Annotated in this window: 20 protein-coding genes; 11 read left to right on the forward strand and 9 right to left on the reverse strand. The window is 60.0% G+C overall.

Annotation, left to right across the window (positions count from 1 at the left end; all coding sequences use genetic code 11):
- Positions 1 to 4: 4 nt before the first annotated feature.
- From ACS5RD_RS13715 to ACS5RD_RS13745, 7 genes are all read right to left on the reverse strand, one after another.
- Positions 5 to 292, reverse strand: coding sequence for a hypothetical protein (locus ACS5RD_RS13715; protein WP_489927883.1), 288 nt, complete (start codon positions 290 to 292; stop codon positions 5 to 7).
- Positions 293 to 327: 35 nt separating this feature from the next.
- Complete coding sequence (locus tag ACS5RD_RS13720) at positions 328 to 924, reverse strand: hypothetical protein (protein ID WP_489927884.1); 597 nt, start codon at positions 922 to 924, stop codon at positions 328 to 330.
- A gap of 217 nt (positions 925 to 1141) precedes the next feature.
- Positions 1142 to 3361, reverse strand: coding sequence for a helicase RepA family protein (locus ACS5RD_RS13725; RefSeq protein ID WP_489927885.1), 2220 nt, complete (start codon positions 3359 to 3361; stop codon positions 1142 to 1144).
- 87 nt (positions 3362 to 3448) lie between these two features.
- Positions 3449 to 3862 (reverse strand): hypothetical protein, encoded by a 414-nt coding sequence (locus ACS5RD_RS13730; RefSeq protein ID WP_489927886.1) that lies wholly within the window; start codon positions 3860 to 3862, stop codon positions 3449 to 3451.
- Positions 3855 to 4070, reverse strand: coding sequence for a hypothetical protein (locus tag ACS5RD_RS13735; protein ID WP_489927887.1), 216 nt, complete (start codon positions 4068 to 4070; stop codon positions 3855 to 3857). Before ACS5RD_RS13735 ends, ACS5RD_RS13730 begins: the two co-directional genes overlap by 8 nt.
- Positions 4067 to 4342 (reverse strand): helix-turn-helix transcriptional regulator, encoded by a 276-nt coding sequence (locus tag ACS5RD_RS13740; RefSeq protein WP_489927888.1) that lies wholly within the window; start codon positions 4340 to 4342, stop codon positions 4067 to 4069. Before ACS5RD_RS13740 ends, ACS5RD_RS13735 begins: the two co-directional genes overlap by 4 nt.
- A 433-nt stretch (positions 4343 to 4775) precedes the next feature.
- Complete coding sequence (locus ACS5RD_RS13745; RefSeq protein ID WP_489927889.1) at positions 4776 to 5969, reverse strand: tyrosine-type recombinase/integrase; 1194 nt, start codon at positions 5967 to 5969, stop codon at positions 4776 to 4778.
- Between the two features lie 208 nt (positions 5970 to 6177).
- Here ACS5RD_RS13745 and ACS5RD_RS13750 point away from each other — a divergent pair, with 208 nt between their 5' ends.
- The 5 genes from ACS5RD_RS13750 to ACS5RD_RS13770 all read left to right on the forward strand — a co-directional run bounded on the left by ACS5RD_RS13750 (position 6178) and on the right by ACS5RD_RS13770 (position 10068).
- A complete protein-coding gene (locus ACS5RD_RS13750) occupies positions 6178 to 6540 on the forward strand; it encodes a diacylglycerol kinase (protein ID WP_489927890.1) in 363 nt (120 codons plus the stop codon).
- Positions 6541 to 6582: 42 nt separating this feature from the next.
- The gene (locus ACS5RD_RS13755; RefSeq protein WP_489927891.1) at positions 6583 to 7311 is read left to right on the forward strand and encodes an SDR family oxidoreductase; all 729 of its coding nucleotides are present in this window, start codon (positions 6583 to 6585) and stop codon (positions 7309 to 7311) included.
- 119 nt (positions 7312 to 7430) lie between these two features.
- On the forward strand, positions 7431 to 8600 hold the full coding sequence (gene rffA, locus ACS5RD_RS13760; protein ID WP_489931377.1) for a dTDP-4-amino-4,6-dideoxygalactose transaminase: 1170 nt from the start codon (positions 7431 to 7433) through the stop codon (positions 8598 to 8600).
- Positions 8588 to 9178 carry an acyltransferase gene (locus ACS5RD_RS13765; protein WP_489927892.1) on the forward strand — a complete coding sequence of 197 codons (591 nt, stop codon included), beginning with the start codon at positions 8588 to 8590 and terminating at the stop codon, positions 9176 to 9178. Before rffA ends, ACS5RD_RS13765 begins: the two co-directional genes overlap by 13 nt.
- Positions 9175 to 10068: a hypothetical protein gene (locus tag ACS5RD_RS13770; RefSeq protein WP_489927893.1), complete on the forward strand. Its 894-nt coding sequence runs from the start codon at positions 9175 to 9177 to the stop codon at positions 10066 to 10068. Before ACS5RD_RS13765 ends, ACS5RD_RS13770 begins: the two co-directional genes overlap by 4 nt.
- 7 nt (positions 10069 to 10075) lie before the next feature.
- Here the strand turns inward: ACS5RD_RS13770 and ACS5RD_RS13775 are convergent, their stop codons facing one another.
- A complete protein-coding gene (locus tag ACS5RD_RS13775; RefSeq protein WP_489931378.1) occupies positions 10076 to 10396 on the reverse strand; it encodes an ArsR/SmtB family transcription factor in 321 nt (106 codons plus the stop codon).
- Positions 10397 to 10537: 141 nt separating this feature from the next.
- Here ACS5RD_RS13775 and ACS5RD_RS13780 point away from each other — a divergent pair, with 141 nt between their 5' ends.
- The gene (locus ACS5RD_RS13780; protein ID WP_489927894.1) at positions 10538 to 11500 is read left to right on the forward strand and encodes a CehA/McbA family metallohydrolase; all 963 of its coding nucleotides are present in this window, start codon (positions 10538 to 10540) and stop codon (positions 11498 to 11500) included.
- 94 nt (positions 11501 to 11594) lie between these two features.
- Here the strand turns inward: ACS5RD_RS13780 and ACS5RD_RS13785 are convergent, their stop codons facing one another.
- The gene (locus ACS5RD_RS13785; RefSeq protein WP_489927895.1) at positions 11595 to 12464 is read right to left on the reverse strand and encodes a LysR family transcriptional regulator; all 870 of its coding nucleotides are present in this window, start codon (positions 12462 to 12464) and stop codon (positions 11595 to 11597) included.
- Positions 12465 to 12594: 130 nt separating this feature from the next.
- Between ACS5RD_RS13785 and ACS5RD_RS13790 the strand changes: the two genes are divergently transcribed.
- The 5 genes from ACS5RD_RS13790 to ACS5RD_RS13810 all read left to right on the forward strand — a co-directional run bounded on the left by ACS5RD_RS13790 (position 12595) and on the right by ACS5RD_RS13810 (position 21564).
- A complete protein-coding gene (locus tag ACS5RD_RS13790; protein ID WP_489927896.1) occupies positions 12595 to 15027 on the forward strand; it encodes a GcvT family protein in 2433 nt (810 codons plus the stop codon).
- A gap of 66 nt (positions 15028 to 15093) precedes the next feature.
- Positions 15094 to 17541, forward strand: coding sequence for a GcvT family protein (locus ACS5RD_RS13795; protein ID WP_489927897.1), 2448 nt, complete (start codon positions 15094 to 15096; stop codon positions 17539 to 17541).
- 69 nt (positions 17542 to 17610) lie between these two features.
- Complete coding sequence (locus ACS5RD_RS13800; RefSeq protein WP_156317307.1) at positions 17611 to 19173, forward strand: trimethylamine methyltransferase family protein; 1563 nt, start codon at positions 17611 to 17613, stop codon at positions 19171 to 19173.
- Positions 19174 to 19180: 7 nt separating this feature from the next.
- Positions 19181 to 20611, forward strand: coding sequence for an aldehyde dehydrogenase family protein (locus ACS5RD_RS13805; RefSeq protein ID WP_489927898.1), 1431 nt, complete (start codon positions 19181 to 19183; stop codon positions 20609 to 20611).
- A 53-nt stretch (positions 20612 to 20664) separates the two neighbouring features.
- Positions 20665 to 21564: an NAD(P)-dependent oxidoreductase gene (locus ACS5RD_RS13810; protein ID WP_489927899.1), complete on the forward strand. Its 900-nt coding sequence runs from the start codon at positions 20665 to 20667 to the stop codon at positions 21562 to 21564.
- Positions 21565 to 21602: the final 38 nt, after the last annotated feature.

Here is a 21602-nt window from a genome sequence, read left to right on the forward strand (position 1 = left end):
CCGATTAACCAAACAAGCCTAAATCCTCGCCCGGGTCGTCTGCTTCACCGCCGCTTTCTCTTAGGGATTGCATCGCCTCAAGAGCCGCTATCGCAGCGCTCAATTCTGCCCCACTCATTTCGTGGCCCTCCCTGTCCTCGGCGTCCACGGGCTTGACGTTCAGATAGCCCCCGGCGCGCAATAGTGTTGTAGCGCAAGTGGCGCGCGCCGGTGCCGGTGCCTTCGCATCGAGACAGACAGCGAGCGCGGCGCGATAGGCCGCCTCCGCCCCTTCGGTTTGAATTTTGGTCACAAGCGCCCTGCGGCGCGCGTCAGTGCTTTGGCTTGTCATCCGAAGATACCCCAATCTTGTATTTTGCTTGCCGTGTCCTTTGCCCGCGCGGCTTCGGCGCGTCTCAAGACTTCTTGTTCCAAGGCGGCTATGCGCGCGCCCAGCGCCTCGGAAGCGGGGCTAGGGCGTTCGGCCCGCGCCAACAGCGCCCGCGCCTCTGCGTTTTGCTTTGCCTCTTGCTTCAACGCGGCGCGCTGGGCGAGCGTGCCCGCCCGGTGGGCTTTTGCCCATTTGTCATGGGCCGCGCGTTCGGGCGGTGACATGGCCGCAAGGCGCTTGGCCTTAGCACGGGCGGCGCGGGCGTTCTTGTCCAGTTTGCGGTGCATCTTGGCCTCGGCATTTGGCGACGCTTTGTCAGGCCACTGCGTTTTGTGCCAGTTCGCGCCGGACGGGGTTTTGCCGCCGTGCTGATAGCAGCGCCCGTTTGTCATGGCGATCTGTCGGCAGGGCTTTCCTGTGGACCGGGCCAGCGCGCCGCACTTGGGCAGCTTGTGCCGCCCTCGATTATAGCGCCGCAGCGCCGCATCCGCCATCACACGGAACGCCGCAGATTTCTGCCAGGTCGAAAGCTTCTTGGGGCGCGGGCGCTTCATGGACCCACCCCCACAGGAACGCGCCCTAGAGGTATGGCGGCGCGGCGGCCCAAAAGTTTGCGCCAAATCGTGCCCAGTTCCCGCATTACTGAAAGCGAAAAGCGTGCGAACCGAAAAGTGGAACCCTTTAAAAGGTGGGTTCCACTTTCCACTTTGGTTTCGGGTAGAATGTTCCACCAAATTCCACTTTCTTCCACTTCTTCTAAGTTTCTGATATTCATGCGAAAATTCCCATTCCACTTTGGGTTCCGCTTTGAACTTCCGGCCGCAATTCCGCCCCCTCTATAAGGGGTGTATTACACAAAGTGGAAATTCCACTTTCTTGGGCAATAATCGCCCATTTTCCCCGCACTGGGGTTTTTAGAAGACCTTTGGACGTGAGGCTTGCCAAGTGCTTGCGCACGACGCCTTGGCTTGGATTGCCGGTTCCAACGGACATAGCGTCCGCGACAACCTGCGCCGATACGGTTTCGGCGCCTTCAGATAGCAAAGCCCGCACCGCCTCCAGAACGACTATTTCAGCAGGCGTGGGCTTAGCTACGGGGATTTGTTCGGGCGGAGTGAACGTGACGGTCGCAGAGGTGACGGGCTCGCCATCTGTATCAAAACCAAGCCGCATACCTATCAACTTGAAAGCCCGTTTGAGCCCGCCTTCATGGTCGCGTTGTTTAGTTACCGATAGCTGACCTTCGGCTATTTCCAATTTGGTGTCGGTCGCAGCACGCAAAATCGTGTGCCCCCGCGCCCCGCGCGCAACGTCTTTTCCAGAGTGATGCACCGCCAAAAGATGCGCGCCGGTGGCATGCCGTGCCGTATCGAAGTTCTTCACCAGTGCCCCCATATCCGTCGGTGCATTTTCATCGCCCCCGGCCATCGCCCTCGAAAGGGTGTCGATCACAATTAAACCTACACCGCCCACCTTGGCCGCAGCGTCTATCAGAGGCTGAAGGTCGGCCTTCGAGTCGCGCAAGTCCACGCTGGATAGGATCAAGTTGAACCAACTGGCGTCCATGCCTGCGTGTTTAAGCTGCAAAGCAAGCACGCGCTTGCGCACCGCCCATCCGCCCTCGGCCGCGACGTAAAGAACGCGGCACCGCGTCGTTTTCATCCCTGCCCAAGTTTGACCGGTTGCGATATGGAAGGCCAAATCTAAGCTAATGAACGTCTTGCCCACATTGCTTGGGCCATAGAGGACGGACATAGCGCCTTGGTCCAACAGACCCTTTACAAGTGGGCGTCCGCCCTCGGCCAGCGCAGTGGCCGCCGCCTCGTCAAAGCTGATCACGGGAAGCGCCCGCCGCGCGCCCGGCGCGCTCGCAGGCACGGCGCTGGGCGCCGTATCGCCGGTCGTCACGTCATCAGGCAATTCAGCAAACCAGTCCTCTGGCGTGCGGGACTGCGTCTTAATCCAGCACCTTGCAAGTTCACGCTCGCACAGTTTTGCCTCTCGATCATCGCCGGGCTTTGCGGCAAGTGGCCAAGCCCCGGCGATATGCGCATAATCCTCGTGCGTGTAACCCCCGGCCCTGTGCAGAGCGCCCGCTAGGGCCATCCTGTGGCCTGAGCCGCTTTTGTCGCCATCCCTTACGCCGTCGCGCCACAGACGCGCTAAATCGGGCCGGTCGGCCAAGTCGCGGTCAAACTTGGCGCGCAACTCGGACGGTAGACCCTCGGTCGTGCCGTCCCGATCATAGTTGCATTGCCGCAGGTCTTCCATTGCGGCGGCGATCTGGGGGCTTTTGTCGGTCCCGCCCGCCTCGTATACGGGCGGCACAGCGGCCTCTAGCTTGGCGCGGGTGAACCGCTCGCCGCTATCTTCAATCACCGTCACTTGGCGCTGTAAGCGGCCCTTTGCGGCCTTGTCCGGGGTGGGCAAATTGTCAGGGCCGGGAAGCCGCAGTATGCGGTCTATGTTCTGTGTGGCGTCGCCGCCCAGCGATTGCGCTAAAGCCCGCCCCTGTGCTTCCACCCAATCTTGCGTCTCATCCGTCACCGCCAGTTTTCCGTCTAAGATAGAATAGCCGTGGAAGCCGCCGCCGCTATCGACAATCAGGCTTTTGCAGAACGCCGGGGCAGCGCGCAGGCGATCAAGGATTGCGGCCCGTTCCGCGTCGAGATCGCCCGCCGCAGGGTCTATGTCGGTGAACAAGGCCCGGATGCGGGCGATGTCTGTTTTCTTGGCCTTTGGGCCTGAGAAGCCCGCCCGAACCTCGTTGACTGTGTGGTAAAGGTTGAACCGCCCGGCGCGTTTATTGACCCAATCCACGACATCTTCCAGCGCGCCGGGTGCAAATGTCTCGCCGTGGTCAATGCCCGTCTGCGGGTTGAACGCGCAAAGGTGGTGCGTTCCAGTCGGGTCCAAAACCTTTAGGAACGCTTTGGCGATTTCACCGGGCGATTGCGCGACGGTCGGTTTTTTGTTATATTGTGAGAACACTGTTCCAACTCCAGCCGGGCGACTTCTTGCGGAAGCGTCCGGCTCTTTATTTTGCATTGCAGCGCGACCTGCGGTTTCGCGTGGTGTTTAGCCCTTTCCGGTCCTTGCGTTTGCGGCTAATTCCTCGGCGTCCGCTTCAAGTGATGCCAGCAGAAACACAGCGTCGGGGCTACTGCGAAACAAGCGGATCATCGCCACGGTGACGTTTCGCGGTGTGTTCGCCCGTAGGCGCGGCGGCATGCGAATTTTGAAGAATACGCTCGCCACGCCCGGGTAGCGACGGCCTACCAAGCGCTCCCCCGGCTTGACCGGGCAGCCGTCCGCGACGTCACTCGGCTCAAATGGGCGCATTTGCCATTCGGTTGTTATTCCGGCCGGCCAATGTCTTTTGTTGCCGATTTCATAGCGAGCGGGGACGCCCAATTCTCGGTGCTGCACCTGCCCAAGGGCGTCCAGGAAGCTGACGCCGTGATAGAGCGGAGGGTTTGTCGCTTCAGCCATTTGCAGCACCCATCCATTCGCGGACGTCGGCAACGCGGTAGCGCGGACGGCCCTCTACAGTCACGATGCGCGGCCCGCGACTCTTCGCACTCCACGATTTTAGCGTTTGGAGGGCAAACCCCGAGACAAGGGAAAGCTGCCGCCGGGTCAAAAGCGCGTCACCGGGCAATGAGGCAATGTCGGGGGCGTGCTGTGCTTTCTTGATCATTGCTGGCCACCCACGGCATCGCGTGCGGCTTTGGCGGTTTCGATCACAGCCAAGATTTCCGACTTTGGCCAGCGCGACAGCCCGCCCAGTTTCAAGGGCTTGGGCACAAGGCCGTTCGCGACGTGACGCCAGAAAGTCGGGACACTTATTTGCAGGATTGCCGCGCCTTCACGGGCAATCAAAAGCGGGTCGTTGATTTCGGTGACGGCGCGGGGTGAGGTGGCGACGTGCAACGCAGCAATGTCGGGGGCGTATTGTGCTGCCTTGCTCATCGCTGGCCACCCACGTCACGCCCGACGTGTCGGGCCGCGCGTCCGGCACTGCCGCGTGTGGAAGCTGCCCAAGGCTCGGCGCCGTCCACGACTGCGGCAAGGCTGGCGGTCGTCACTAAGACGCGCCCAGCTACGCGCCGGAACTCCAGCTTGCCGCCCGTTTCCAACGCGTAAACAGAAGCCGTTGATAGGCCCAATATCTCGGCGGTGCGTTTGACGGAATGAAATTCAGACAGGCGCCACGAAACCTGGGCTTGTCGATCAACAGAATGGGAAAGTGCTGGCAATTTTCTGCTCCACTGTTGCCCGCGAATATCGGGGCGTTTCCGTTGATGCTTCAGGGAAAACAGGGAAATCAGGGAAGCCAAGTCAGCGCATCTCGGACACAATGGCATGTGCCTAAAGGGGTGTCAACCGCTATAGATATAAAGCATTATCCCTTTACCATCTGCAAAACCTGCCCATCCTGGCCGGTCACATGCTTGGCCCAGCGCTCCATCAGCACCCGGCGTTGATCGAGGTAATCCGTGCGGCGATAGGCCCGCTCCACCGATCCACCAACGGTATGGCCCAGACAGGTTTCTGCGATTTCGTGTGGGGTGTCGGTTGTCTCTGCAATCCAATTTCGCAGGCTAGAGCGGAAGCCATGCGGGCGGGCTTCCATGCCCCGTCGCTCCATCAGTCGCGACATAGTCGCATCGCTTATGACGCCCTTGCGGATGCTTGGGAACATAAAGCCATCCCGCGAAAGGGGGCGGGCTTGCTCTAGAACGGCAAGCGCTTCGCTAGACAGCGGCACACGGTAATCGGCGGTCGCATCCCTGCGGCCCTTCATAGCTTCACCGGGGGTAGTCCACACGTCACCTTCAATCTGCGCTTCGGTCAGAAATCGCAGCGGCCCAGAGCGAACGCCCGTGAGAATGAGCAGGCGCAACGCGAGGTGCGTTACCGTGCCATCGGACAAGCTGGCATAGAAGGCCGGAACCTCACGCCACGGCACAGAAGGCACGTTCTGGACTTTGTGCCGTTGCTTGCCCAGCAATGCCACGGCCTTATCGGTCGCTTGCAAATCCACGTCCAAGCCCAGCGCCGCGCCATGCTTAAGGCAAATGCCCAGACGGTTTAGAGCCTTTCGCGCGGTATCAGCTTTCGTGTGCCAGATCGGTTGCAGCACATCGCGAATATCGTTCTGGTCAATATCGGCCACAGGCACCTTGCCCAGCTTGGGCAGCACATAGAGCCGCAAGGGGCTAAACCAGCGGCCCGCGATGCCGTCACCCTTCAATTCTGCCTTGCGGGACTCGAAGGCATCATTTGCCACATCGTTCAATATATGCAGGTTGCGGGCGGCTTCGCGGCGTTCCCGTTCCCGCTCTTTGATCGGGTCTTGATTGTCGCGCACCTTGGCCCGCCACTTTTCAGCACCTTCGCGGGCCTCTTTTAGCGATACCTCGGCGATTGAGCCCAAGCCCATTTCCCGCCGCCGCCCGTGGATCGTGACGCGCAACACCCATTGCCCGCCGCCATCCTCTCGCTTCACCAGCCACAGCCCGCCACCATCCGAATATTTGCCGGGGGCGCAGGTGCGAACCTTTGGGGCGTTCAGCTTGTTCAGTACGCGGCTCATTTAATCCCCCTCGGTATCCCCCTCTAAATCTAGTATGGGATGATTGAGATTGATAGCGAATATGTAGAAGTGATAGCAATAATCCCATAATTTACAGGGTGATCTGATCTGTGAGATTTAGCTTGATAACGCTTGATACCTAGATATATGTGCTTTCAATGCCTGATGGGGGCACCATTTCTACCTTTGCCAGACCGGAGCCTTTGCGATGAAGCTTGCCGAGGAAATCCGACGGATATTGCGCACAGCGGGGTATTCTTTGGACGGCTGGCGGCATGGCTGGCGCGAGGAGAAAAGCCTGCGGCAATGGGTGGGGGTTAATCTGGCGGCTTGGGTCGCTTTGGCGATCTTGCACCCGCCGCTGTGGGCCTGCGCGCTGATCGTGGCACAAGGACTGCTGTTGTTGGCGCTGGAGCTGGTGAATTCAGCGATTGAGGTGGCGATTGACTATATCTCAACTGAAAAGCACCCGCTTGCGAAGGCTGCTAAGGATACCGGTTCGGCGGCAGTGGCGGTGATGGGGCTGGGCTATATCGCGACTTGGGTGTTTGCTTTGCTTGCCCTTTTCTGATGCCCGGTTAGTGTTCAGCCGAACCGCCAAGGGAGAACCAAGATGAGCGATGCGAAAACCATTCTGATCACCGGGGCGGGTTCGGGGATTGGCCGGGCGACGGCGCGGAGCTTTCTGTCGGCGGGCTGGAACGTCGCATTGATGGGACGCCGCGCTGAGGCTTTGGCCGAAACGGCAGATGGCCAGCCCGCATTGCTGTTGGCCGCTGACGTGAGTAACCCGGCAGAGGTCGATGCCGCCTTTGCCAAGCTGCCTCGGCTGGATGTTCTCTTCAACAACGCGGGCATTTCTGCCCCTGCGGCGACGATTGACGAAATCTCGGTCGAGCAATGGCTGGCAGTGTCAAATACCAACATTACCGGCATGTTCCTGTGCGCCCGAGCGGCGTTTCGGTTGATGCGGCACCAGTCGCCGCGTGGCGGGCGGATCATCAACAACGGCTCGATCTCGGCGCATGTGCCGCGCCCCGGATCGGTACCATATACCATGTCGAAACATGCGGTGACCGGACTGACCCGCACGCTGGGTCTGGACGGGCGGGCATTTGACATCTCGGCGGGGCAGATCGACATCGGCAACGCGCTGACCGATATGGCGGCGGGCTTCACCAAGGGCGTGATGCAGGCCAATGGTCAGGTCGCAGTCGAGCCGGTGATGGATGTGGCGCATGTGGCGGGTGCGGTGCTGCATATGGCCAGCTTGCCCCTGGCGGTAAATGTGCCGTTCATGACGATCATGGCGCGCGACATGCCCTATATCGGGCGTGGGTAAGCAACCTATAGGTTTTGCCTAAGGCTGCATTGTCGTACAAGGCAAAAGCCGCTAGGGCTTGATGTGGTTTTTCGAGCCAAGCCGCTTGGCGGGGTGGCAGTGAGGATATGGTGAAGGTTATGATTCCGTTCAACAAACCTGCGGTCGTCGGGCAAGAGTTCAGTTTCTTGCAAGAGGCCGTCGATAGGGGGCAGCTTTCGGGTGACGGCGCGTTCACCCAGCGTTGTTCCGAGCGGATTGTCGCAATGACAGGCGCGCGCGCGGCACTTTTGACCCATTCATGCACCGCAGCGCTTGAGATGGCTGCGATTCTTGCCAATCTCAGGCCGGGCGACGAGGTGATTATGCCGTCGTTCACCTTCGTCTCTACCGCCAATGCGGTGGCGCTGCGCGGGGCGGTTCCGGTGTTTGTCGATGTTGATCCGGTCAGTCTGAATATGGACCCTGACAAGACTGCCGAAGCTGTCACCGCCAAAACACGCGCAATTTTTGCCGTGCATTACGCGGGTTTTCCCGCCGATATGGATCGGCTGGCTGACATCGCGCGGGCGCATGATCTGCTGTTGGTCGAGGATGCGGCGCAGGCTTTGGGCTCTACCTATAAGGGGCGCTTGGCCGGGTCATTGGGTGATCTGGCGGCGTTCAGCTTTCATGAGACCAAGAATATCATCAGCGGTGAAGGCGGTGCGCTGACCTTGAACCGCGCCGATCTGATCGAGCGGGCCGAAATCATCCGCGAGAAAGGCACCAACCGCTCGCGCTTCCTGCGTGGACAGGTTGATAAATATACTTGGGTGGATATTGGCTCGTCCTTCCTGCCGGGGGAGTTGATCGCGGCTTTCCTTTATGGCCAGTTGGATCAGGCGCAGATCATCCAAAGCCGCCGCTTGGCGCTGTTTGACCGCTACGCCGAGGCTTTTGCGGATCTTGAGCAATCGGGGCGGGTTGGCTTGCCCCATGCACCCGCCGATACGACCGGAAACGGCCATATGTTTTATCTGATGATGCGCGACGTTGACGACCGCGATGGCTTCATCGCCCATATGCGGCAGGCCGAGATCGTCACGCCGTTCCATTATGTGCCGCTGCATTCTGCTCCGGCGGGCCTGCGATATGGGCGCAGCGCTGGCGCTTTAACGATCACTGACGCGGTTTCGGCGCGGTTGGTGCGCTTGCCGATGTATTTCGGATTGGCGGGGGATATTGAACGGGTGATCGACGTGGCGCGGGATTATCTGCTACCCACAATGACATCCGCCAAGGTAACGGAGCCCGCATGGCGTATCTGAACGACGCACAGTTGCAGGCGATGGGCTTTGCCGCATTGGGACAAAACGTGCTGATCAGCGACAAGGCCGCGATCTATGGTGCCGAGCAGATGCACATCGGTGATCACAGCCGGATCGACGATTTTTGTGTCGTCTCCGGTCGGGTTGAAATCGGGCGCAATGTGCATATCGCGCCGTTTTGTCTGCTGGCGGGGGGTGTCCCTGGCATCGTGTTGGCGGATTTTGCAGGTTTGGCCTACCGTGTCTGTGTGTTTGCCCAGTCGGATGATTATTCGGGGGCGACAATGACCAACCCGACCGTGCCTGCGCGCTACAAAGCCGAGCGACACGCGGCTGTGCGGATCGGGCGACATTGCATCGTCGGGGCAGGGGCGATCATTGCGCCGGGTGTGGTTTTGGCCGAAGGCACCGCAGTGGGGGCTGCGGCCTTAGTGCTGCGCTCAACGGAGCCGTGGACGATTTGGGTCGGCAGCCCCGCGCGAAATCTGAAGGCCCGCAGTCGTGATCTGTTGACGCTAGAGCAGGACTATCTTTGCTGTGTCGCCGATGCAAAGGCGGACATGCGCGGCGCCAAATGAGCAAGCGCTTGAATTACATCGTCTTTGCGCCGGGATACGATCCAGACAGTGGCGGGTCGATCTTTCTGCACCAGTTGGTCCATGCTTTGAACCAGTCCGGCGAGAAAGCGTTCCTGTGGCACTGGCAAACCCCACTCACAATACAGCGTCAGCGCCTATATACTATATTGAAGCGACCAAGTCTGTTGTGGAAGCCGCAACCGTTCGAACGCGATGCAATGCTGAATACGCCGATTGCGCGGCCCCAAGATCTGACAGAGCGCAGTATCGTAGTATATCCCGAGGTGACTTTGGGTAATCCGCTGCGCGCCAAGAATGTCGCCCGCTGGCTGCTTTACAGACCCGGCATCCGCAATCCTTACGACTTTGGTCCTGATGAGATGTTCTTTCGTGTGGGCGAAATGTCTGATCTCCCCGAAGTGACGGGCGGCGCACCAGAGTTGTTTGTCTGGCGGATCAATCCGATTTATCGCAACGAAAACCGCAGTGATCGCAAAGGCATCTGCTTCATTGTGCGCAAAGGTGAGGCAAAGCCTCGCATCGCTGAGACCGCCAACGCTATCCAGATTGATGGGATGTCGCACGCCGAGATTGCCGAAGTCTTCAACCGCTGCGAGACATTCTATTCTTACGACGAGGCCACGCTTTACTCGCAATTCGCAGCCATTTGTGGCTGCGACAGCGTGGTGGTGCCGGGCTTCTATCCTTCACGCGAAGATTGGGTGCAGTCGCATGAATTGGCGCGTTATGGCGTTGCTTATGGTCTTGATGATTTGGCCCATGCGCGCGCCACCCGGCATCTGACGTTGGGGGTGTTACAGGCGCAAGAAGCTAAGGGCATGCAAAGCGTGCAGAACTTTGTACGTCTGACCCAAAGCCGTTTTGGCTGACGCACGCTTACGCCTCTGCACCGCAAAACATCTCATAGACCAAGGCGATCATGGCGCGCACCTTGGGGTCTTTGATCGAGTAGTAAATCACCTTGCCATCGCGCCGCGCGGCCACCAACCCCTCGTTGCGCAAGCGGGCAAGGTGCTGGCTGACAGCGGCTTGCCGGGCACTCAGCAGATCTTCCAGCGCTGTGACCGATTTCTCGCCCGCTGACAGATGGCACAGGATCATCAGACGGCCTTCGTGCGACAGCGCTTTCAGAAAGTTTGCGGCCTCGGCGGCACGCGTGGCCATGTCGTCCGCCGCGAAGGCTGGCTCGATGTCCATGCGCTTGTTCACACTCACTCCCGATCTCCCCGCTGCTGTTGGTAACATATGGATTAACAGGAATATGTCCACCCAACGCGCGCCGTCACTGGACTGTCACGCGCGCTTGGCTACTCTGCGGCAAAATTCTGTAAGGAGCCTATGATGCAACGCGATCCCGCTTTCACCGCCCACGGCCGTTTTTGGCGTGGCAACCTGCACACCCATTCTACGCGCTCGGATGGTGTGCTGGCCCCCGAGGAAGTGTGTCGGCGCTATAAGGCCGAGGGCTACGATTTCATTGCGTTGACCGACCATTTCGTAGGCGTTTATGGCTATCCGATTGTTGACACCAAGCCTATGCGCGACGCGGGCTTTACGACGATTTTGGGCGCAGAACTTCATTCTGGCGCTATGGCGAATGGTGAGTTGTGGCACATTCTGGCGGTGGGTCTGCCCAGTGATTTCGCGCCCTCGAATAGCCCCAGCTTCATCCCGGTCAAGGGCCAGGAAACCGGGCCAGAGATTGCAGCACGGGCTGTAGCGGCCGGGGCATTCGTGGCGATTGCGCATCCGCAATGGTCCGGGCTGACCTTGGCCGATGCCCGCAGCATCACCGCCGCCCATGCGGTCGAGGTCTACAACACCGGTTGCGATACGGGCTGTGATCGCCCGGACGGCTTTGCCATCGCTGATCTTTTGCTGACCGAGGGGCGTCGTCTGAGCATGATCGCCACCGATGACGCGCATTTCTCGGAGCCGGATCATTTCGGCGGCTGGGTGATGGTGAAATCGGAAACCAACACGCCCGAGGCTTTGCTGGCGGCGTTGAAGGCGGGGCATTTCTATTCAAGCCAAGGCCCGGAACTGCGCGATGTGCGCATTGAGGGCGATCACGTTGTGGTCGAATGTTCGGCTGCGGTTTCGGTGGTGGCGATTGGGCATGGCACTGGCGCAAAGGCCGTGCATGGCCATTCGCTGACTCGCGCCGAGGTGCCACTGGCGCGGCTGAACAACTCGCCTTGGCTGCGTGTGGCGGTGATTGATGCCGCAGGCAAGCGGGCGTGGTCGAACCCGATTTGGGTGGAGGGTGCTTTGGCGAAAAACCCGCGCGTTGCACCATAAGACATGCAGTCGGTCTGGATTTAACACCACGCCGCCCCGGACTTGATCCGGGGCGGCGTGGGATTTGTGGCTCAGGTGAAATGCGATGAAACCCTTAACCGCGTGCAGGATCGCTGCTGCGCACGAAGCGTTTGGCCAGCATCCGCGTCAGCTTGCGATGGGCTTTTGACACCCGCTGGCGCAAATGCATCGCGGCAAACACCGGCTGGTCGATGGCCTCGACATCAGCCACATATTTGAACCGCCCAGTTGCCACCATTTCTGCCGCCTTTTCCGCCATCACAAACCCCGATCCGCCAGTGGCCAGCAGCAGTGAGGCGATGGTCGAGCTTTGGCCAACCGACAACGGCGCGCCAATCAGCTCGGGCAGGGCGGTGCGGTGGGCCTGCTCAAAAGCCGCAGAGAAATGCCCCGAAATATAGGTCTCCAGCTTGATCTCGGCCCGCGTCGCAGCATCCGAACTGATCAGGCGATAGGGTAGGTCGGCGAGGGTGACGAAATGCAGATCTGGATGCGGCTTCGGCGTGAACAGTACCGCAAAATCATGCACGCCGGCGACGATATCGGCACACATCTGCGCGGAATAATCCGGCTCGATATAAAACGCCATCTGCGGAAACATCCGACGGAAATCGGCGAGAAGATCGCCGATAAACGCATCGGCCAGATCATTCTGGATGCCCAAACGCATGATAACAGCGGACTCGCCTGTGGGGGCGACGGCGCGCTTGGCCTCATTCCAATCGCGGCGCAGCATCCGGGCATGGGTCTCAAACCGCAGGCCCTCGGTGGTAAGGTCAGTGCCTGCACGCGAGCGGGTGAACAACCGCGCACCCACGGCGGCCTCTAGCGTCTGCACGCGGGTCGAGACGGTGGATTGGGTGACACTCAACCGCTCAGCAGTCCGGTGAAAGCTGCGGGTTTCCACAAGGTCAAGGAACGTATCAAGAAGTTCGATTTGCATGGTCTGCTCCGCTGCATACGTCCGATATTTTACGCCTGATCGGTTCACTCGATCAATAGCGCGGGTTTGGGGGAATTGAAAGCCGAAAGCCGCCGCCTGATAAGGAGGGGGTAAAGACCCGGAGCAAGACATGTCTGATTTCCCCAAAACCGCGCGCGTTGTCATCATTGGCGGCGGTGCTGTCGGTGCCTCCAGCCTGTATCATCTGTGCAAGGCGGGTTGGACCGATTGCGTTTTGCTGGAGAAGAATGAGCTGACAGCCGGTTCCACCTGGCACGCGGCGGGCAATGTGCCGACGTTTTCGTCGTCATGGTCGATCATGAACATGCAGCGTTATTCGGCGGAGCTTTATCGTGGCTTGGGCGAGGCCGTCGATTACCCGATGAATTACAACGTCACAGGCTCGATCCGGTTGGCCCATACGGCTGAGCGCTTGCAGGAATTTCAACGGGTTGCCGGCATGGGCCGCTATCAGGGCATGGATCTGAAGATCCTGACGCCCGATCAAATCGCCGAGGTTTATCCGTTTATCGCCACGCATGATCTGGTGGGTGCGCTTTATGACCCCTACGATGGCGACATTGATCCGGCGCAGTTGACGCAAGCCTTGGCGAAGGGCGCGCGGCAGATGGGCGCGCGGATTGAACGGTTCTGCCCCGCGACGGGTGTGCGACGTGAGGGCGATGAATGGGTTGTGGAAACCCACAAGGGCGAGATTCGCTGTGAAATCGTCGTCAACGCTGCGGGCTACTACGCCCGCGAGGTCGGCAAATGGTTTGGCCGCGAGGTGCCGATGATGGTGATGAGCCATCAGTATATGCTGTTCGACACCATCCCCGAGGTCGAGGCCCGCACCAAAGCGGTGGGGCATAAGCTGCCTTTGCTGCGTGATGTCGATAGTTCCTACTACCTGCGGCAAGAGAAAAACGGCTTCAACCTTGGCCCCTATGAGAAGAATTGCAAAGCCCATTGGGTGACCAAGGATGACCCGTTCCCGGAAGATTTCAGCTTCCAACTGTTCCCCGACGATTTGGAGCGGTTGGAATGGTATATCACCGACGCTATGGCCCGCGTGCCGCTGTTGGAAACAGCTCCGCTGACCAAAGTGATCAACGGCCCGATCCCCTATACGCCCGATGGCAACCCGCTGATCGGCCCGATGCCCGGCGTGCCGAACGCGTTTGAGGCCTGCGTGTTCACCTTCGGCATTTGCCAGGCCGGGGGCGCGGGTAAGGTGCTTGCCGAATGGATCACCCAAGGCACCACCGAATGGGACATGTGGTCGTGTGATCCACGCCGTTTCACCGGGTTCGAGGATCAGGATTACTGTGTGAAGAAAGGCATGGAGGTTTACGGCCACGAATACGCCATCCACTTCCCGCATCACGTCTGGGGCGAGGGGCGCGGCAAGAAACTGTCACCGCTGCACGACCGCACGGCAGCATTAGGCGCGCAGTTTGGCCCGTTCAACGGCTGGGAACGGCCTTTGTGGTATGCCCGTCCGGGCGATGATACGTCCGAGGATGCACAGCGCACATGGAACCGCGAAGGCCCGTGGTTCGGTGCAGTGAAGGCCGAATGTGAGGCGGTGCGCGATGGCGTGGGCGTGCTGGACCTGCCCGGATTCTCTCGGTTTGAGGTTGAAGGGCCGGGGGCGGCGGAGTGGCTGGCGGGGCGTATTTCGGGTGCTTTGCCGAAGATCGGGCGAATGGGGCTGGCGTATTTCCCCGATGATCAGGGCCGGATCGTGACCGAAATGTCGGTGGTGCGGCGTGAGGAAGAGGCTTTCACCCTGATCACGGCCGCCGTGGCGCAAAGCCATGACGCCGACTGGCTGCGTCGCTATATGCCGGCGGGGTTGACTTTCCGCGACCGCACCAATGATTTCACCTGCCTGATTGTCACCGGGCCAAAGTCGCGCGATCTGCTGGCGGGGTTGACCGAGGCTGACCTCAGCGCCCCTTGGCTGTCTGTGCAGCCCGCAGCGGTGGCAGGGCAGGATTGCGCGCTGTTCCGCGTCAGCTTCGCGGGTGAGTTGGGCTGGGAGGTTCATGCCACCCCCGCCCGGATGCAGGCGATTTATGATGCGATCCTAGCGGCGGGCGCGACACCCTTTGGCATGTTCGCGCTGAACTCCTTGCGGGTGGAAAAGGGCTATCGCGCGTGGAAGGGCGATCTTTCCACCGATTACACACTGCTCGAAGGCGGCCTCGACCGCTTCATCAAGTTCGACAAACCACAGGATTTCCCCGGCAAGGCGGCGCTTCTGGCGCAAAAACAGCGCGGCGTGGGCAAGCGCTTCTGCACTTTAGTGATCGAGGCAGGCGATCAGGATCCGCCCTATATGTCCACAATCTGGGCGGGCGATACGGTGGTGGGCGAAGTGACCTCTGGCTATTACGGCCACCGCGTCGGCGCTTGCATCGGGCTTGGCATGTTGCGCGCTGATCTGAACCAGCCGGGGCAGGCCGTTGAGGTGGAGATTTTCGGGCAGCGCTATCCGGCGATGGTGCAGGCAGATGCGCCGCTGTGGGATGCGAAAAACGAACGTATCCGCGCGTAAGATCGGGCGAAGCGGGGGCTAAGCCCTCGCACCCCAAAGTATTTCTACCAGTATGAAAGCAAAGCGATGGCTCAGATTCCAAACAAAGCGCGGGCGGTGGTGATTGGCGGCGGGGTTTCCGGCTGCTCTGTCGCCTATCATCTGGCCAAAATGGGCTGGACCGATGTGGTTCTGCTAGAGCGCAAACAACTGACCTCTGGCACGACTTGGCATGCGGCGGGGTTGATCGGGCAGTTGCGGGGCTCGGCGAACATGACCCGGCTGGCCAAATATTCAGCGGATTTGTATGTGAAACTCGCAGCGGAAACCGGGGTTGAGACCGGGATGCGACAGGTGGGCAGCATCTCGGTGGCGCTGACCGAAGCGCGGCATGAGGAATTACTGCGCCAAGCCACCGTGGCGCGGATTTTCGATGTCGACGTGTCGGAGATTTCGCCGTCTGAGGTGAAAGCGATGTATCCGCATCTGAACGTCGCGGATGTGGTGGGGGCGGTGCATCTGCCGCTGGATGGTCAATGCGATCCCGCCAACATTGCGATGGCTTTGGCCAAAGGTGCACGGATGCGGGGCGCGAAGATATTCGAGCATACCAAGGTTGTCGGGGTCACTAAAGCGTCGGGCAAAGTCACCGGCGTCGATTACATTGGCGCGGATGGCGAGCCCGGCCATATTGCAACCGATGTGGTGGTGAACTGCGGCGGCATGTGGGGGCGCGATTTGGCGGAAGCCTCGGCTGTCACCTTGCCTTTGCACGCTTGCGAGCATTTCTATCTGATTACCGAGCCGGTTCAGGGGCTTGGACATCTGCCCGTGCTGCGTGTGCCGGATGAATGTGCTTACTATAAGTCTGATGCGGGCAAGATGATGATTGGCGCATTTGAGCCGAAAGCCAAACCTTGGGGCATGGGGGGCATCCGCGAAGATTTCATGTTCGACACTTTGCCCGAGGATTGGGACCATTTCCAACCCATCCTTGAAGATGCGATGAACCGGATGCCGCTGTTTCAGACGGCGGGGATTCATACATTTTTCAACGGGCCGGAATCGTTTACGCCCGATGACCGCTATTACTTGGGCGAAGCGCCGGAACTCGGCGGCTACTGGGTGGCGGCGGGCTATAACTCGGTTGGCATCGCCGGATCGGGTGGCGCGGGCATGGCTTTGGCGCATTGGATTGTCGAGGGCGAGGCGCCATTCGATCTGTGGGAGGTTGATATTCGCCGCGCCCAACCGTTCCAGAAAAACCGTAAGTATCTAAAAGAGCGGGTGACCGAGACTCTGGGTCTGCTTTACGCCGATCACTTCCCTTACCGTCAGGTTGAAACGGCGCGCGGGGTGCGGCGGACTCCGCTGCACGAGCATCTCAAAGCCCGTGGTGCGGTGTTTGGCGAAGTGGCGGGCTGGGAGCGCGCGAACTGGTTCGCCAATGAGGGGCAAGAGCGGGAATATCGCTATTCGTGGAAGCGGCAGAACTGGTTTGACAATCAAAAGGCCGAGCATCTGGCGGTGCGGACTGGCGTCGGTTTCTTCGACATGACCTCGTTCGGCAAAATCCGCATCGAGGGTCGCGATGCTTGCGCCTTCCTGAACAAGGTATGCGCCGCCGAGATGGATGTGGCGGTTGGTCGGATCGTCTACACGCAGATGCTGAACCGGAAGGGGGGCATTGAAAGCGATCTGACGGTGACGCGGCTGTCCGAGACGGCGTATTTGGCCGTGGTGCCGGGGGCGACCTTGCAGCGCGATTTGGCTTGGCTGCGGCGGCACCTGGGCGAGGCGTTTGCGGTGATCACCGATATGACGGCGGCTGAATCGGTGCTCTGCGTGATGGGTCCGAAGGCGCGGGAGTTGATGCAAAAGCTGAGCCCGAATGACTTCTCAAATGCGGCGCATCCGTTCGGCACCATGCGGCAGATCGAGGTTGGCATGGGCGTTGCGCGGGCGCATCGGGTGACCTATGTGGGCGAACTCGGCTGGGAATTGTACGTCTCGTCCGATCAAACCGCGCATGTGTTTGAGGCTTTGGAGGAAGCTGGCGCTGGTCTGGGCCTGAAGCTCTGCGGGTTGCACACGCTGGATTCTTGCCGGATCGAGAAAGCCTATCGTCACTTCGGCCATGATATTACCGATGAAGATCATGTGCTTGAGGCGGGTTTGGGCTTTGCGGTGTCGAAGAAAAAACCTGACTACATTGGTCGCGATGCGGTCCTGCGTAAACAAGAGACAGGGCTGGATCGCAAGCTGGTACAGTTCCGCCTAACCAACCCCGAACCGCTGTTGTTCCATAATGAGGCGGTGGTGCGCGACGGCGTGATTGTCGGCCCAGTGACCTCTGGCAACTACGGGCATTTTCTCGGTGGCGCGATTGGTATGGGCTATGTGCCCTGCAAAGGGCAGTCCGACGCGGCCATTCTGGGCTCGCACTATGAAATCGAAGTGGCGGGGGTGCGGCATGAGGCCGTGGCCAGCCTTGTGGCAATGTATGATCCAAAATCCGAACGGGTGCGCGCCTGATAAGCGCCGGGAGAGCCATCGGCCCTCCCGGACCCTCCCACGGATATGTGAGCACAGAGGATGACGAAGATGAGCGATCTGAGCGAAATTGGTGAAGTGTGTGAACCCTCACGGGCGCGGCGGTCTGGTGGGCGCACCGCACGGGTGGCGCTGCGCGCGGCGCCTTTGGCCGACGACGTGCGCCCGGTGCGGCCCGGCATGTCGGGAGGGCAGTATAAGCCGCTGAGCGATGCCGGTATCGCGCAGATTCACGAAAGCGCTTTGCAGGCGTTGGAGCAGATTGGGCTTAGCCAAGCCCCGCCCTCGGGGGTGAAACTGCTGACCGAGGCCGGGGCTATACAAGGCGATGATGGCCGCATCCGTTTCCCGCGCGCTTTGGTCGAAGATATGCTGGCGGTGGCCGCGCGCAATATCACTTTGCACGCGCGCGACCCCAAACATGATCTGCATTTGTCAGGCAACAAGGTGCATTTTGGCACAGCCGGGGCGGCAGTGCATATCGTGGATCCGATCAGCTTGAACTATCGCGAAAGCACCGCGCAAGACCTTTATGATGCGGCGCGACTGGTCGACAATCTCGACAATATCCACTTTTACCAACGCACGATGGTCTGCCGCGATGTCATCGACAATCAGGATATGGACCTCAATACGCTCTATGGCTGCCTTGCTGGCACCACGAAGCATGTTGGCACCAGCTTTTCTGACCCGTCGCATGTCGCCGCCTGTTTCGATATGATCTACACTGTGGCAGGTGGCGAGGAGAAATGGCTGGAGCGGCCCTTTGTCAGCAATTCTAACTGCTTCGTCGTCCCGCCGATGAAATTCGCCGAAGAATCCTGCATCACCATGGAGGATTGCATCCGGCGTGGCATGCCGATGCTGCTGCTGTCGGCGGGGCAGGCCGGGGCAACGGCTCCGGCACCGATTGCGCTGACCATTGTGCAGGCGATGGCGGAATGCCTTGCGGGTGTGGTCTATGCCAATGCGATTAAAAAAGGCGCGCCCTGTATCTTTGGCACTTGGCCGTTTGTGTCCGATCTGCGCACCGGGGCGATGTCGGGCGGCTCAGCGGAGCAGGCTTTGCTGACGGCGGGTTGTGCGCAGATGCACCATTTCTACGATCTGCCGGGCGGGGCTGCTTCGGGGATTTCCGACAGCAAACTGCCCGATATGCAGGCCGGATGGGAGCAGGGCATTACCAACTCTCTGGCGGGCCTCGCAGGCCTGAACATGTGTTATGAGGCAGTGGGCATGCACGCCAGCCTGTTGGGGTTCTGCCTAGAATCTCTCGTCTTGGGCGATGATCTTCTCGGACAAGCCATGCGCCTTGTGCGCGGTATTGATGTGACGCCGGACACCACCTCGATTGAGGCAATGAAACAGGTCTGCCTTGGTGGCCCCGGCCATTATCTCGGCTCGGATCAGACCCTGAAACTGATGCAAACCGAATATATCTACCCCGCATCGGCGAATAGGATGTCGCCGAAGGAGTGGAATGAGGCGGGCAAGCCGCTGCTGCTTGACGCCGCCATCGCGCGCAAGAATAGTATCCTCGCAAAGGCCGGAAACGTGATTGATCCCGAGATCGACGCGATCATCCGCGCCAAATATAAAATCTACTTCCAGTGAGGACGCCATGATTTCTGTCAACATGACCAAATTCTACATCAACGGCGCTTGGGTTCAGCCGAACTCGGCGGTCCGGATGGGCGTTGAGAACCCGGCAACCGAGGAAATCGTGGCCGAGGTCGCCTTGGGCAACCAAGCCGATATTGATGCGGCGATTGCAGCGGCGCGGGCGGCCTTTGACTCCTATACCATCTGGCCCGTGCAAAAACGCATCGACCTCGTGAAGCGGATTCTTGAGGTTTACAATTCCCGCTACGAAGATTTCGCGCAGGCGATAAGCACCGAGATGGGTGCGCCGATTGAATGGGCGCGCGGCGCACAGGCTTGGGCGGGGCAGGTGCATATCGAGGCCACCATCAAGGCTGCCGAAGAAATGGCGTGGGAATATTCGCGCGGCACCACCCGGATCGTGCATGAAGGCATCGGGGTCTGTGGGTTGATCACGCCATGGAACTGGCCGATGAATCAGATCGCCTGCAAAGTGGCACCTGCGCTGATCGCGGGCTGCACGATGGTGCTGAAGCCTTCGGAAATTGCCCCGCTTTCGGGTGTTTTGTTCGCCGAGGTCTGCCATGAGGCGGGCGTTCCGCCGGGCGTGTTCAACTTGGTGAACGGCACCGGCCCGGAAGTCGGCGCGCGGATGTCGTCGCATCCTGAGGTGGATATGGTCTCTTTCACCGGCTCGACCCGCGCGGGCACGGCGGTGGCGGCTGCGGCGGCCCCGACGGTGAAACGCGTGGCGCAGGAATTGGGCGGCAAGTCTCCCAACATCATCCTGCCGAACGCTGATCTGGCGGCGGCTGTGGCGGCTGGCGTCAATGCGATTATGTCGAACACCGGCCAATCTTGCGACGCCCCGACCCGGATGTTCGTGCAGCGCGACCAACAGGCTGCGGCTTTGGCGGTCGCGAAAGAAACCGCTGAGGCTTTGATCCCCGGCGACCCGACGCTTGAGACGACGACGATGGGGCCGCTGATCTCAAAAACCCAGTATGAGAAGGTCCAGCGCCTGATCCAAGCCGGGATCGACGAGGGCGCGACCTTGGTGACCGGGGGGTTGGGCCGTCCGGCTGGACTGAACCGGGGTTGGTTCGCCAAGCCGACCATCTTTGGCGATGTGCGGAATGAGATGACGATCTCAAAGGAAGAAATCTTTGGTCCCGTGCTGGCGATCCTGCCCTATGACACGGTGGACGATGCCGTGCGCATGGCCAATGATACGGTTTATGGCCTCGCCGCCTATATCGCGGGCCCGGTGGAGGATGCCAAACCCGTTGCACGTCGTCTGCGCGCAGGCACGGTCAATCTGAACTACCCCGATTGGGATACCTCCGCGCCGTTCGGCGGCTACAAACAATCAGGCAATGGGCGTGAATATGCCGATTGGGGTATCCACGACTTCTGCGAAATCAAGGGCATCGTCGGCTACGGCGACTGACTGGCTTATACTGGGGGCGGGTGCCGCCGCCCCCTCATCCCATAGGATTTATCATGCATTACGGATATATCGGCCTTGGAAACCTCGGGGCCGCATGTGCGGGCTGTTTGCTGAAGGCGGGCTTTCAGGTCACCGTTTACGATCTGAACCCAGCCTTGGCGGCACCGTTGATCGCTCAAGGCGCAGTTCTGGCCCCCAGTGCCGAGACACTGGCTGCATCGGTCGATCATGTGATCACCTGCCTGCCGTCGCCCGCCGTATCGGAGCGGGTGCTGCGCAACATCCTGCCGCATATGAAGCAAGGCGCGTCTTGGCTAGAGATGTCAACCTTGGGCCGCGACGAGGTGCTGAAACTCGCCGCTGTCGCTGCCGAGTCTGGCGTGCGCATGATGGAGTTGCCGGTGACGGGTGGCGTCCATCTGGCCTATCAGGGTAAGATCACCATGCTGGCGGGCGGCGATAAAGACCTGTTCGATCTGCACCATCGCGCGATGCAGGCGATGGGCGACAAGATTTTCCACATGGGGCCGCTGGGATCATCCTGCATCATCAAGGTGATCACCAATATGTTGGCCTTCATTCACCTGAAGGCCACTTCTGAGGCGCTGATGTTGGCCAAACGCGGCGGGCTTGATCTGGCGCAGTCTTGGCACGCGATTGCGGCCTCGTCCGGCAACAGCTTTGTGCATGAAACCGAAGGTGCTTTGATCCTGAACGGATCGTATGATATTGCCTTCAACATTGATCTGGCGCTGAAAGACCTTGGCTTTGCCTTGGGCTTTGGCAAGGAATTCGGCGTGCCGCTTGATCTGGCTTCGATGACCAACCAGACCTATATCGCCGCCAAAGCGGCCTATGGCGGTGAGGCACAATCGCCGATGATCGCCAAGCTCCTCGAAGATCTGCTGGGCACCGATCTGCGCGCCGCAGGGTTTCCGGCTCGGTTGGAATAGCCTTGTCCACGCGTGGACAGGGAGTGCATTTATAAGAA

The sequence above is a fragment of the Cypionkella sp. PAMC25878 genome, from assembly GCF_058135695.1.